The sequence below is a fragment of the Pseudomonas sp. TWI929 genome (assembly GCF_039673335.1).
GTDB lineage: Bacteria > Pseudomonadota > Gammaproteobacteria > Pseudomonadales > Pseudomonadaceae > Aquipseudomonas.
Genome location: NZ_JBDJLK010000023.1, coordinates 1 through 12,915, shown reverse-complemented (window position 1 = coordinate 12,915; position 12,915 = coordinate 1). Strand labels below are relative to the sequence as shown.

General features: G+C 61.3%; 8 protein-coding genes. 3 read left to right on the top strand and 5 right to left on the bottom strand.

Annotated features, from left to right (window positions below; all coding sequences use genetic code 11):
* Nucleotides 1–94: 94 nt before the first annotated feature.
* Both ABE456_RS12210 and ABE456_RS12205 read right to left on the bottom strand, forming a co-directional pair.
* The gene (locus ABE456_RS12210) at nt 95–1,321 is read right to left on the bottom strand and encodes an MFS transporter (RefSeq protein WP_346644195.1); all 1,227 of its coding nucleotides are present in this window, start codon (nt 1,319–1,321) and stop codon (nt 95–97) included.
* Between the two features lie 156 nt (nt 1,322–1,477).
* On the bottom strand, nt 1,478–2,323 hold the full coding sequence (locus ABE456_RS12205; RefSeq protein ID WP_346644146.1) for an EamA family transporter: 846 nt from the start codon (nt 2,321–2,323) through the stop codon (nt 1,478–1,480).
* 107 nt (nt 2,324–2,430) lie between these two features.
* Here ABE456_RS12205 and ABE456_RS12200 point away from each other — a divergent pair, with 107 nt between their 5' ends.
* Nucleotides 2,431–2,907, top strand: a complete 477-nt coding sequence (locus tag ABE456_RS12200) for an Lrp/AsnC family transcriptional regulator (RefSeq protein WP_346644145.1) — start codon at nt 2,431–2,433, stop codon at nt 2,905–2,907.
* A gap of 74 nt (nt 2,908–2,981) precedes the next feature.
* Here ABE456_RS12200 and ABE456_RS12195 read toward each other — a convergent pair whose 3' ends face one another.
* The 3 genes from ABE456_RS12195 to ABE456_RS12185 all read right to left on the bottom strand — a co-directional run bounded on the left by ABE456_RS12195 (nt 2,982) and on the right by ABE456_RS12185 (nt 10,149).
* Nucleotides 2,982–7,796 carry a cadherin-like domain-containing protein gene (locus tag ABE456_RS12195; RefSeq protein WP_346644144.1) on the bottom strand — a complete coding sequence of 1,605 codons (4,815 nt, stop codon included), beginning with the start codon at nt 7,794–7,796 and terminating at the stop codon, nt 2,982–2,984.
* Between the two features lie 217 nt (nt 7,797–8,013).
* Nucleotides 8,014–8,889: a universal stress protein gene (locus ABE456_RS12190; protein WP_346644143.1), complete on the bottom strand. Its 876-nt coding sequence runs from the start codon at nt 8,887–8,889 to the stop codon at nt 8,014–8,016.
* Nucleotides 8,890–9,201: 312 nt separating this feature from the next.
* Nucleotides 9,202–10,149, bottom strand: coding sequence for a LysR family transcriptional regulator (locus ABE456_RS12185; protein ID WP_346644142.1), 948 nt, complete (start codon nt 10,147–10,149; stop codon nt 9,202–9,204).
* A gap of 143 nt (nt 10,150–10,292) precedes the next feature.
* Here ABE456_RS12185 and ABE456_RS12180 point away from each other — a divergent pair, with 143 nt between their 5' ends.
* On the top strand, nt 10,293–11,435 hold the full coding sequence (locus tag ABE456_RS12180) for an iron-containing alcohol dehydrogenase (RefSeq protein WP_346644141.1): 1,143 nt from the start codon (nt 10,293–10,295) through the stop codon (nt 11,433–11,435).
* Between the two features lie 44 nt (nt 11,436–11,479).
* The gene (locus tag ABE456_RS12175; RefSeq protein ID WP_346644140.1) at nt 11,480–12,823 is read left to right on the top strand and encodes an MFS transporter; all 1,344 of its coding nucleotides are present in this window, start codon (nt 11,480–11,482) and stop codon (nt 12,821–12,823) included.
* The last annotated feature ends 92 nt before the right edge of the window (nt 12,824–12,915 follow it).

Sequence of the window (12,915 nt, the reverse complement as noted above, 5' to 3'; positions counted from 1 at the left end):
GATCCCCACAGCCTTCAAGGCAGATGCAGTACCTGTGGGAGCGGGCAAGCCCGCGAAGAATCCCACGCGGTATATGGCACCGGCATTGCCGGTGTTAGCTCGGCTGCGCCGCCAGGCTGTTGCTGACGTTGCGCCCCAACACCAGCACCGTGACAAAGCCGCAGCCCACCAGCGCCGTGGCCAGGCTCAGCAGCACTGCGGTGCCCATGTGGTCGACCACCTGCCCGCCAAAGAACGAACCCAGCGCAATGATCACCTGGAACATGGCCACGAACAGCGGCATGCCACGCTCGACATCCTTGGGCGCCACGACAAACATCCAGATATTGGCGCAGGCCGGGAACGCGCCGAAGGCGAAGCCCCACAGCGCGATCAGCATCGCTGCGCCGGTCATGCCGGTGGCAAAGTGCGGGAACAGGGCGGTGCTGACGGCAATCATGAGCGCTACCAGCATCAAGGTGTGGCGCACGCTGCGGTTGGCAGCGAAGCCGGCGAAAATGTTGCCCATGAACCCGGCCACGCCGTACAGCAGCAACAATGAACCAATCGTAGGCCCATCAAAGCCGGCATTCTGTTTGAAGAACGGTGCAACATAGGTGTACGCAGCAAAGTGTGCCAGGCCAATCAGCAGCACGGCGATCAACCCGACCCGCGCTTGCGGGTTGATGAACAAGGCCGGCAGGTCGCTGATGCGAATGGCCTTTTCCGGCAAGAGCCGCGGCAGCAAGAATACCTGCGCCAGCAGCACGGGCACCCCCACCAGTGCGGTGGCCAGGAAGGTCATGCGCCAGCCCATAAGGCCACTCAGCCAGGTGCCCACGGGCACGCCCACAACCGTAGCCAGCGTTACCCCAGCCATGATGATCGAGTTGGCCTTGGCTACACCCATGCCATCAGGCGCCAGGCGGCCGCTGAGGGCGATGGCGGTCGCCCAGAAGCCGCCGATACTCACACCCAGCAGCACGCGGCCGACCAACAGCAGGTTGAAGTCGCCGGCGTAGGCCACGATGGCGTTGGCGATGATCATGATCAGCGTCAGGCCGATCAGCAGGTAGCGCCGGTCCAGTGCACCTACGCCTACGGAAATCAAAGGTGCGGCCAGTGCGGCCATGATGCCAGGCAGGGTCACCATCAAGCCGGCAAGGCCGGCACTGATGCCAAGGTCGCTGGCGACGTCGTTGAGCACGCCCACCGGCAGAAATTCACTGGTGACCAGGGCGAAGGCACCCACGGCTACCGAGAGGATTGCCAGCCACTGCTGCGTGACACTCTGTTGGCTATGTTCGGGAAGGCCGCGAGGGGCCTGGCGGTTGCTTGGCATGGGGTTCGGTTCCATGAGGGGTGTCGCCTGTAGCAGGCGCAGGAGCGGGGAGATTTGCAGGCGATTATAGGGACGGCCCTGCCAGGCCAACAGGCAGGCCGCTTGATAGTAAACATCAGCGCAATCGATGAAACGCCTTGGGTAGAGCGCTTGCTATCAGCGACGACGCCCCACCAGGGCCGCGCCTGCGCAGGCCATGGCAATCGCTGCAACGCCCAGCCATTGGGTAAGTGCCAGCACCTCATCGAGGATCAGCCAGCCGGCTAATGCACCGGCTGCGGGCGAAGCGCTGAGCAGCACGCCAAAAATGCTCGGTGGCAGGTGCCGCATCGCGTACATGTCGAGCAGGAAGGGCACTGTGCTGGAGAGCAGGGCAACGCCTGCCCCAATCATAAGGACCCACGGCGCCAGCAGATCAGCCCCCGCCTGGTTGGCGCCAAATGGTACACCCAGCAACGCTGCGAACAACATCCCGGTGGCGACCGCTTGCTTGCCGTGAACTGCCACTTTGCTGCCGAGCAGCACATACAGCCCCCAGGCCAAGGCAGCTGCCAGCGCGTACATCACGCCGCGCGAGTCGAGGCCGTGGCTGCCCGCACCCCAGGGCAGCAAGGTAAGCCCGGCGACCGACAAGGCGATCCACAGCAAGTCGGTGCGGCGCCGTGAAGTCAGCAAGGCTGCCCCCAAAGGGCCGATAACTTCGATGGAAACCGCGATGCCTACCGGGATGTAGAGGAAGGCCCGATAAATCAGAACGTTCATCAGCCCCATCATCAAGCCGTAGCCCAGCAGGTGAAGCATGTTGGCCTGGCGCCAGATGCGCCAGGGCCGCAGTACCACCAGCAGGATCACGGCTGACAGGCCCAGGCGCAGGGCCGCCACGCCGTCGGGGCCTACCAGTGGAAACAGGGTTTTCGCCAGGGCAGCACCGGTCTGCACGGACACCAGGGCGACGATGGCGGCGCCGACAGGGGCGTAGGTTCCAGCATTTTTTGCGTTCACGCGTGGCTCCAGCAACGTTCAAGGCGCCATTTTAGTGCTCGGCCTGCGAAGCAATTGCTGTGAAAATAGGCCCTTGACGAGTGAACTGCTTTCTTTGGAACCCGAAAATGAGTGACTCCGCCAACCGGCCGCTGGACAGCTTCGACCACGCCATACTGCGGCTGCTTCAGCAAGACAACAAAACCTCGCAGCGCGCCATTGCCGAGGACATCGGCCTGTCCACGCCTGCCGTGCAGCGCCGCATCGCGCAGATGGAGGCAAGCGGGGTGATCGCCACCAACACGGCGGTCATCGCCCCGGAGAGTGTCGGCCAGATGATTACCGCCATTGTCGAGTCGCGCCTGCGTGACGACCGCTCGCTGGTGATGGACCGCGCCAAGCGCTATTTCGCCAATGTGGCAGAGATACAGCAGTGTTACTTCGTCAATGGCGGGGTTTCATTCATGATCGTCATGCTTGCACGTGACGTAGCGCATTTCGAAAAGCTGGTCAGGCTGCACTTTGCCGATAACGAGGACATCCTGACCTACCGCACGTTGATTGTGCTGGACAAGGTCAAGGTGGGGTTGTCTGTCCCGGTTTGAAGGATCAGTGCAACGGCGTAAGGCACTGATCGAGCGCCGCGCGGGCGGCGCTCGATCTCGAAGGCGCTGATACTTCAGCCAAACACTTGCAGATCACTCGGTGTCAGGTTCGACACCCCGTTAATCACGGTGATTGCCACTGCGTTGCCGTTGGCAGCACCGTCGGCATCGTAATACAGCGTGTGATTGTCCTGGTTGAAGATCAGCTGCGCGCCTGTGGTTTCCTGTGCGGCTCCGGTGACGTTGGCCAAGGTATCGGCGATCGATTGGCCATGCAGGTCGAACACGCCTGCGGCAAGGGCAACCACGTCATTGCCGGGGGAGAAGTCCGTGATCACGTCAGGCTGGGTGCCTGGAAGTTGAGCGAACTGGAAGGTGTCGTTGCCGGCTCCGCCGGTGAACACGTCGATGGCCGAGGTGCTTTGAAGCGTATTGTCGGTGCTGTCTCCGTTGACAGGGTTGGTTGGGGGGGCATCGGCACTGCTTGTTATGGTGAGGTCAGCGCGAGTAATCGCTGTGAAGTCATCAATAGCGAATGAGGCTCCGCCATCATGTATTTCGACTTTGGAAATCGAAAGGCCATTGGACGTTACAGACAGGAAGGTATTTGCCGGGGCGTTAGCTGGAAGCAGCGCTTGTCCGACAAGCGTATTGTTAGCGTCATAAGCGAATATTCCGACATCAGCGGGGCCAGTGACATAGGCTGACACTGTTTTTATATCGGCGGTCGACAAGTTGAATGTCATGAGCCCACTAGGTGAATAGGCCACTTGAGTTCCTGAGTGAGCGGTGAGTCCCAAAAAGGCAGCATTAATTGAATTCGCGCCATGGACAAGGACGCCCTGAGCTTGAAACTGATTGGTGATGGCTACTTCGTCGGCAAGGTTGTCAAAGTTAATATGCGTGGTTGTGCCAATACCTACTTCGCGAGCTAGGGTGTTGCCCGCAATATCTTCAATTGCCAGTGTTGCACTGACTTTGCCCGCTTGAAAGCCTGACAGATTCACGACACCGTCGTGCCCCAGGGCCTCGTGGCCTGCGCTGTCGCGGAAGGTCAGGGCTGCTGTTGCATCCGTATCCAGGCCGGACAACACGTAGGCAACGGCTGCTTTCTCCGTTGCGTCGATGTTGAGGTCCGGGAAGCTCACGTCCACTGGCTGCTCCGTATCGGCGCTGACATCCAGGTTGTAATCATGGCCTACGCCCGCCAGTATGTTGCCGCTTGTGTCGATAACACGCACGTCTAGCCTGTTATGCCAAGAGACAAGGTCGATCAACGCCGTCCATGCATGGTTATCCGGGGACACTGCTGCATCAACCCACGTATTGCCGCCATCAGCGGTTACTTGAAGCTTCTCACCGTCGTGAAGTACATCCGTATACGTGCCATTGACTGTCTGAACTGGCAAGCGGGTAATGAAATCGTTTGCCAAGCCTGTGTCATCGCTCAGGAACGTAACGGTAGCCAAGGCCGTCGGCCCTTCCGGTACTGCCTGCAGGGTGTCGAGTTGCAGCTGGGTGCCGATGCCGGTAGCGGTATTACCGAAAGCGTCGGTAGCGGTGACGGTTACTGATATCGGGCCGTCGCTCAACCCGGACAGATTGGCACGGCCGTTGTTGCCTGTAACGGAATGGCTGCCATCGCTAAAGGTAACGATGGCCACGGCATCACCATCGAGGCCGGTGATGGTGTAGGGCACTGATGTTTTCAGGGCTGCGCCGACAGTGGCGTCATCAACGCTAACTGACAAAGGTAGATCCCGATCAGCTGAACTGTCCAACAGCAGGGTAGGTGTTACCGATGCCTGATAATTAAGTGTATCCAATGCAATCGGCGAGCCTTCGCCGTCTATAACGATTCGGCTGATAGGCAGAGAATTTGATGTTAGTGATACAAGTGAATTGTTTGCTTGCGAAAGAGATGTTTGTGCCAAGACCTGACCATTGGCACTGTAGGCGGTGATTGTTGCCCCTGCAGTGGAGCTGATATATGCACTGACCCTGCTGATGTTGCCGGAGCCTGCGGAAAAGCTGATATCAATCAACCCTTCGTCGCTATATGCCAGTTGGGCGCCTGACTGGGCGGGGAGGCCGGGCTGGCTTTGTATGACTATCGGCGAGGTGAAAATCACGCCAGCATACTGAGTGCCGACAGAGGAACCTGTTGGGAGGTTATCGAATGTTAACGTTGTCTGTGAGCCTCCGCCTACAATTACCCCGGTGGTGAATGTATTCCCTGCTATGTCAGTTGCCGTGACTAATGCGCCGACAGGCCCATCCTCAAACCCTGAGAGATCGACAAGGCCGTTGACACCCACGGCCTCATGCCCGCTTTGATCGCGGAATACCACCGACGCAGTGGCATCAGGATCAAGGCCTTGAATGCTGTAGCCAACAGCATGTTTTTCCACCGCGTTGATTTGATTGTCCGGTACGGTCAGCCGAAGATCATTGCCACTGTCTGCGGTGAAATCCAACAGATAACCGTGCCTAAAACCGGACTGGACCTGGCCCAGATCATTGATCGTTCGCACCCGGAGCAGGTTATCGCCCTCGGACAACACCACCCCTTCGGCGCTCCAGGTGTGTTGCGCGGCATCTACCAAGGCGGCTACCCAGGTTTGCCCCTCGTCCGCTGTCACCTCGATCCGCTCGCCATCAGCCAGGCTTCCAGTGAAAGTGCCTGATACCGTTTGCAGCGCCTCCCGAGTGACGAAATCCCCAGCGATGCCAGTGTCATTGCTGAGCGCCGTCACCGTTGCTACTGCCGTTGGCGCTTCGGGCACGGCTATCAGGTTCAAGCTGGCGGACGTTGATACCGTCGCACCGGCCTGGTCGGCAATCACCACGGCAAAGCTGACTAGCCCATTGCGGTCCAGCACTGGTGTGTAGGTCCAGGTGCCATCCGGGTTGGCGGTCACCGTGCCGTCTGCACTCGCCACGGTTACGCTCTGCACACTCAAGCTTTCACCGGCATCAACGTCGCTGGCGGTGCCGAGCAACTGCTCGCGGGTCAGGGTGTAAGCCTGGTCCTCCGTGCCATCGGCCAAAGTGATCGGGCCGCTGACTGTTGGCGCATCGTTCACCGTAGTCACGTTGATACTCAACGTGTAGGCATTGGCCGAGAACGCCTGGCCGTCACTGACCTTGAAGCCGATGATCGCATAGCCAGCACCGTTGGCGTTGGCGGCTGGCAGGAACTGCAGGTTGCCGGCATCCAGGTCCGCCTTGCTGATGACCTGGTCCTGCACCACTGCAACCCAGCTGTTGCCGCTTCTGAACTGCAGGCTGCCTGCGCCAGGCAGGCTGGTTATCCTGACGCTGGCCAGTGGTGTTGCCTCGGGGTCTGAGTAGCTGCCAAAGTCGCCCACAGCCAATACCAACGCCGTGTCTTCCAGGGTGGCCTGGCTGTCATTGGTCGAGGAGGGCGCAGCGTTCGGCAGCGCAACAACCGCAGCCTTGAGCTGCGCGGTGTTCCAGGTCAGGCCATTGTCGAAGCGCACCCGGTCTATCTCGTTGTCGCTACCCAGGTAGAAGCCTTTCACGGTCAATGTCGCGCCCGTGGCAATCACCTGCATCTGCAAGTCATTCGACAGGCGCACAAAGCGCACCTGGTTGCTGTTCAGGCCAACCAGTTGCAAGGTATCGACGTCATTGGCGGCGCCGCCACTGTTGTCGATTTGGTCGTTGCCGTAATTCTGGCCATAGACGTAGGTGTCGTTGCCGCGCCGCCCGGCCAGTACATCGTTGCCGGCACCACCGTCGAGGCGGTTGTTGCCGGTGTTGCCGGTCAGCAGGTTGTCCAGGCTGTTGCCGGTGCCATTGAGGTTGCCGCCACCGGTGAGTTCAAGGTTCTCGAGGTTGGCGCCCAAGGTGTAGTTGAGTGAACTGCGTACGGTGTCGGTGCCGGCGGCAAACCCCTCGCTGACCGTGTCGCCGGCCTGGTCGACGATATAGATGTCATCACCCGCGCCGCCTGCCAGGGTATCGTTACCTGCGCCGCCATCGAGGATGTCATTGCCGTCGTCGCCATTGAGGCGATCATTGCCAGCGCCGCCGAGCAGCACATCATTGCCAGCACCGCCGTTCAGTACATCGTTGCCTGCGGCGCCATCAAGGCGGTTGTTGCCGCTGTTGCCGGTGAGGGTGTTGTCCAGCGCGTTGCCAACCCCATCGAGGTTGCCACTGCCGGTCAGGGTCAGGCGTTCAACGTTGCTGCCCAGGGTGTAGCTGATGCTGGCGCGCACCAGGTCATCACCGGCTGCAGCGGCCTCGACCACCACATCGCCAGCGGCGCCCACCACATAGGTGTCATTGCCCTGGCCACCCTCCATGCGGTCGTTGCCGGCACCGCCATCCAGCGTGTCGTTGCCATAGTTGCCGAACAGCTGATCGTTACCACCCAGCCCGAACAAGGTGTCGTCAGTGGGGTTGCCATTGATGATGTCTGCGCCTTCGGTGGGGGTGACAGGCAGGTAATACAGGTTCGCCAGTGCTTCCCTGACGCCCCAGCGGGTGCCGTCGGCAAACACGATGCCGTCTATGGCATGGTCGGCATCGAGGAAGCATTGCCTGACCGTGAGGGTTTCGCCGCTGGCCAGTACGCTGAGCACCAGATCATTACCTATGCGGGTCAGGCGGATCTGGCTGGCCGTGAGGTTGGTCAACTGGATGAGGTCGACGTCTTTGTTGTTGCCGCCCGAGTTGTCGATTACGTCGTTGCCATAGCCGCGCCCGTAGCGGTAGGTGTCGTTGCCGCTGCCGCCGATCAACAGGTCGTTGCCAGCTCCGCCATCGAGAATATCGTTGCCTCCCAGCCCAATCAGGGTGTCGGCCGTGGCACCCCCTGTCAGCGTGTTGGCACCGCCGGTGCCGATGATGGTGGCCATCTGGGAACCCTCATGAGTGCCCTGGGGAAGGGGGGCAGGGCATTCAGAAAAGTTTAGCTGCTGGCCTGGCGCAGGCCTCACGGTTCGGAATGAATACCGTAGCCGTCCGTCGTACCTCTTTACAAAGCCTGCGGGTGATATTGCCTGGACGGTGCCCGGCTCATGGCAGTGCCATTGCAGGCGATGCCCATTCAGCGCCCTCGATACAGCCTGCAAGCTATGGCGAAACCAGCACGTCACACTGCGATTCGTTCAGTACATGCTTGGTGACGCTGCCAACCAACAGCTCTTCCAGCGCGCTCGCACCCTGCTTGCCGACCACGATCAGGTCACACTCCAGCTCCTGTTGCTGCTCGGCAATACGCCAGCCAGGGTCACCATGCACCACCATTTGCCGGGCATCGGCCACGCCGGCAGCCTTGCTCAATTCGGCCAATTGTTTCACTGCATCCTTGCGGATGACATTGCGGTAGTGGGTGAGGGTGTCGTGGTCGATGTGGGCAAAGCGCATGCTGCCTTCGAAGGGGGCTTCGTACACATGCAGCAGAATGATCTCGGCCTGCGGCGCAACCGCCTTGGCCAGTTCGATGGCGCGCAGCGACACAGGTGAAAAATCGACTGGAACCAGCACGGTGCGGTAGGTATCGCGGGGGGCCGGCTTGACCACCAGCAAAGGGCAGGGCATGCGGTTGAGCATGTTCTGCACGGTAGAGCCCAGCAGCAGGCGCCGCGCCACGCTCTGGCCCTTGGCCCCGCACACCAGCAGGTTGCTGCGCTTGTCCTGCACCACCCGGGTGATTTCCGTGGTTACCGAGCCGTTGGCGACTTGCACGCCAGCAGAAATGTCATAGCGCTGGAACAGCAATGCAGCCAGTGCGTGCAGTTTTTCGCCGGCAGTATCCAGTACGCGCTTCAACAGGTCGTGATCAGGCACCACCAGCTGCTTGAGGCGCTCGAAGGGCGCCGGGTTGGCAACGTATAGCAGGTCCAGTGAGGCCTGTTGCGACTTGCTCAGGTAGGCAGCGCGCTCTGCTGCGTTGCGGGCAAACGGTGACAGGTCGGTGGCTACCAGGATGTGATTCAGCGGGCTCATATGGGGTTCCTTATCCAAGGCCGCGCACAGTGATCGATGGCAAAGCCTTGAGCACGGTGCGCTTGGCGGTGCTTGATTCATTCCTTGCTTGCAGCCATCGTCTCGCGAACCCGCTACGACGGCTTGATTTGCGTCAATGGAGTGTAGGTGGCGAGGCGGAGCACGTCGGCAGCAGACCTTGAGGCCCGGCGGCGCTTCCAGTTCGCGCACCTGACTAGCGCCCGTACCTGCGCAGTACTTGTGGGAGCGGGCGCGCCCGCGAAGAATCCAATGCGGTGCATGGCACCGGCTGCACCGGTGTTCGCGGGCACGTCAGGCCTGGCTGTTGCTGCACTGTCGGCCCTGCAACAGCAGCAGTTCGGTGAGCGTGTGCATGGCCGGTGTCGCCTGGCTGCCTTTGCGGGTGACCAGTTCGTACGGGTCGCTTACCGAGCCCATGCTCAGGGGCAGAATGCTGACCTGTTGATTCATCGCACATTGCCGAGCCACGTCGATCGACACCAGCGCGACGAAGTCGGGGCGGTTTTGCAGCAGCGACAAGGTAGCCAGGATCGAGGTGGTTTCAACCAGGTGCAGGGGGAAGCGCAACCCGGCATCGTGGAATTCGCGCTCCAGTTGCACGCGCATCGGCATGTTGGCCCGGTACACAATCCAACGGCTCTCGGCCAGCTCGGCAAGGCTCAGGCTTGGCGCGTGCTTGAGCGGGTGGTCGATATTGGCGATGACCGCCAGCGTCTCGTCCTGCACAAACGTGCTGGCAAACAGCTGCGGTGTGCTGCTGACGCTGGTACGGCACAGGGCGATGTCCAGGCGGCCGCTCTCGATCTGCGCCAGCAACGACTGGCTGGTGTCTTCGATGATTTCGAACGACATCTGCGGCTGGATGCTGGCGAGCTGTGACACGGCCTTCATCAGCAACGGCACGGCGCCCATGATTGCCCCCACTGCCAGCCGGCCACCGACCCCGCGCAGGATCGCATCCAGGGCATGCCGCAGGTTGGAAAGGTCTGTTTGCACCACGCGCGCGTAGCGGATGGCGCAGTGCCCGGCAGCCGTGGGCTCCAACCCGCGGTTGGTGCGGTTGAACAGCACCGTGCCGAAGGTGGTTTCGATTTCCTGCAGCGCCTTGCTGGCACCAGGCTGGGTAAGCCCGACACTGCTTGCCGCACCCAGCAGCGAGCGGTGTTCGTCCAGTTCGATGAGCAGGCGCAGGTGGCGGGCGTGCAGGCGGGACATGATCGAATTGAGTGACGGGGTCATCTGGTATGCGTCCAGGTTATACCGATATGGATTGTTCTCAATACCATGGCCAGGCGCGCATTCCTATACTGGCGCTGCACGGTGTCGCATCCAGTGCGGCTGAACCGCCCATAACAACAATGCCAGGAGGCTGCGGAGGCCCCATGTCCCAGATCAACTACATTACCCAGATCCAATTCGAAATTGGCGCTATTGCCCGCCTGCCCGCTGAGTGTGAGCGCATTGGTATAACCAAACCTTTGATCGTGACCGACCGTGGCGTGCGTGCTGCCGGTATCGTCGATGCGGCGTTGAACACCTTCAGTGACAGCACCGCGCAACTGCCGATCTATGACGGCACGCCGCCCAACCCCAACGAGAACGCTGTGCGTGAAGCCGTGGCCATGTTTCTGGAGTGCGGCTGTGACGGCATCATCGCCATTGGCGGCGGCTCGGCAATCGACCTGGCCAAGGGGGTGGCCGTGTGTGCCAGGCACGAAGGGCCTTTGAAAAGCTTTGCGGTGATCGAGGGCGGGCTGGCCCGTATCACACCGGCAACCGCGCCGGTGATCGCTGTGCCGACCACGGCCGGCACCGGCAGCGAGGTAGGCCGGGGCGCTATCCTGATCCTCGACGACGGGCGCAAGGTGGGGGTGATTTCGCCCCACGTGGTGCCCAAGGCCGCCATCTGCGACCCGGCGCTGACCCTTGGCCTACCGGCATCGCTCACCGCCGCCACCGGCATGGACGCGATTGCTCACTGCCTGGAAACCTTCATGGCGCCGGCGTTCAACCCGCCCGCCGACGGCATCGCCCTGGACGGCCTGTGGCGCGCCTGGCGTTTCATCGAAAGCGCCACCCGCGAACCGGGCAACCTGGACGGGCGCATCAACATGATGAGCGCTTCGCTGCAAGGCGCGCTGGCATTCCAGAAGGGCCTGGGCTGCGTGCACAGCCTCAGCCACGCGCTGGGCGGTATCAACCCGCAGCTGCACCACGGCACACTCAACGCAATCTTCCTGCCCGCTGTCATCAGCTTCAACCGCCAGGCCGAAACGGTAATGACCGAGCACAAGATGGCGCGCATCGCCCAGGCGATGGGGCTGGTCGATGAAAGCCAGATCGAACATGCCATCCGCCACATGACCCGTACCCTGGGCCTGCCGACCGGCCTACGCGAACTGGGCGTCAGCGAGGACCTGTTCCCGCGCATCATCCAGGGCGCGTTGGCCGACCACAGCCACCGCACCAACCCGCGGGAGGCGTCTGCCGAGGACTACCAGTGGCTGCTTGAAGCGTCCATGTAATTCGCTCTCCGCTGTTCAACCAATAACAACAAAAGTGAACGCCCATGAATACCAAGTATGCGCAAGCCGAGCTTGGCCGCTCGCCGGAAGCGGTCGCCAGTTCGAACCCTTTCCGCAAATACCAGGTCATCACCGTCAGCCTGTTGCTGGTGATCGGCATCATCAACTACGTCGACCGCAGTGCGCTGTCGATTGCCAATACCTCGATCCAGCGCGACATGGGCATCACGCCGTCACAGATGGGCATTCTGTTGTCGGCGTTTTCCCTGGCGTACGCTTTCTCGCAGTTGCCCTTGGGCATGATTATCGACCGCCTTGGCAGCAAGATCTCCTTGGGGGCGGCTCTGCTGGGTTGGTCGGTTGCGCAGACGGCCTCCGGCCTGATCAACAGTTTTTCTGCTTTCATCGGGCTGCGAGTGGTGCTGGGGATTGGCGAGGCACCGATGTTCCCGTCGGCGGCAAAAGCGCTGGCGGAGTGGTTCGAGGCCGAAAAGCGCGGCACGCCGACCGGCATCGTGTTGTCATCGACCTGCATCGGGCCATGCCTGGCGCCGCCGTTGCTGACACTGCTGATGGTCACCTGGGGCTGGCGCGGCATGTTCATCGTTACCGGGGTGTTCGGCATTCTGCTCGCCGCCTGCTGGTTTGCCTTCTACAAGAGCAAGGAGCGCTACCTGGCCGAGCTGCCCGCCGAAGAGCGTGAACGGCTGTTGGCGGCCCAGGCCCACAAACAGCCAGTGGCAAGCACCAGGCCGAGCATGAAGGAACAGCTGGCGGCGTGGGCCGAGTTGTTCCGCCACAAGAGCACCTGGGGTGCTGTGCTGGGCTTCATGGGTGTGATCTATATGTTGTGGCTGCACCTGACCTGGCTGCCGGGCTACTTTGAACGTGAGCATGGCCTGAGCCTGTACCAGACGGCCTGGGTGGTATCGCTGGCTTATGTGTTTGGCGCCTTGGGCACCATAGTCGCTGGCCGCGTCTGCGACCGCCTGGTGAAGCACGGCGCCAGTGTGCTGGGTAGCCGCAAGCGGGTAGTGGTGAGCGCGCTGTTCGCGGCGGCGGTATTCACCGTGCCGCTCTCGTTCGGCAGTGGCTTCATCCTCAGCGTGGCGCTGCTGTGCTGCGCGCTGTTCAGCGTGAACATGGCCAGCTCCACTGCCTGGATGATTGCCAACACCGTGGTCGATAGCCGGCGTGTGGCTTCGTTTGGCTCGATCCAGAACTTCGGCGGCTACCTGGCGGGCTCGGTGGCACCGATTGTGACCGGGTTCAGCATCCAGCAGACCGGGTCGTTTGCTTCGGCTTTCCTGATCAGTGCCGTGGTCGCGGCGGTGGCGGCGCTGGCTTATGTATTGCTGTTGAAGCAGCCGGTTTCCACCGATAGCTGACCGAGCACAACACGTGTAGGAGCGGCCTTGTGTCGCGATCGGGCCGCAGAGCGGCCCCGGCGATTTGTGATGTGTAGCTGAAATCCTGGGGC

Excerpts from the sequence above, each read along its gene's own strand:
- ABE456_RS12210 (WP_346644195.1), bottom strand. The coding sequence starts at position 1,321 with ATGCCAAGCAACCGCCAGGCCCCTCGCGGCCTTCCCGAACATAGCCAA.
- ABE456_RS12200 (WP_346644145.1), top strand. The coding sequence starts at position 2,431 with ATGAGTGACTCCGCCAACCGGCCGCTGGACAGCTTCGACCACGCCATA.
- ABE456_RS12195 (WP_346644144.1), bottom strand. The coding sequence starts at position 7,796 with ATGGCCACCATCATCGGCACCGGCGGTGCCAACACGCTGACAGGGGGT.
- ABE456_RS12190 (WP_346644143.1), bottom strand. The coding sequence starts at position 8,889 with ATGAGCCCGCTGAATCACATCCTGGTAGCCACCGACCTGTCACCGTTT.
- ABE456_RS12185 (WP_346644142.1), bottom strand. The coding sequence starts at position 10,149 with ATGACCCCGTCACTCAATTCGATCATGTCCCGCCTGCACGCCCGCCAC.
- ABE456_RS12180 (WP_346644141.1), top strand. The coding sequence starts at position 10,293 with ATGTCCCAGATCAACTACATTACCCAGATCCAATTCGAAATTGGCGCT.
- ABE456_RS12175 (WP_346644140.1), top strand. The coding sequence starts at position 11,480 with ATGAATACCAAGTATGCGCAAGCCGAGCTTGGCCGCTCGCCGGAAGCG.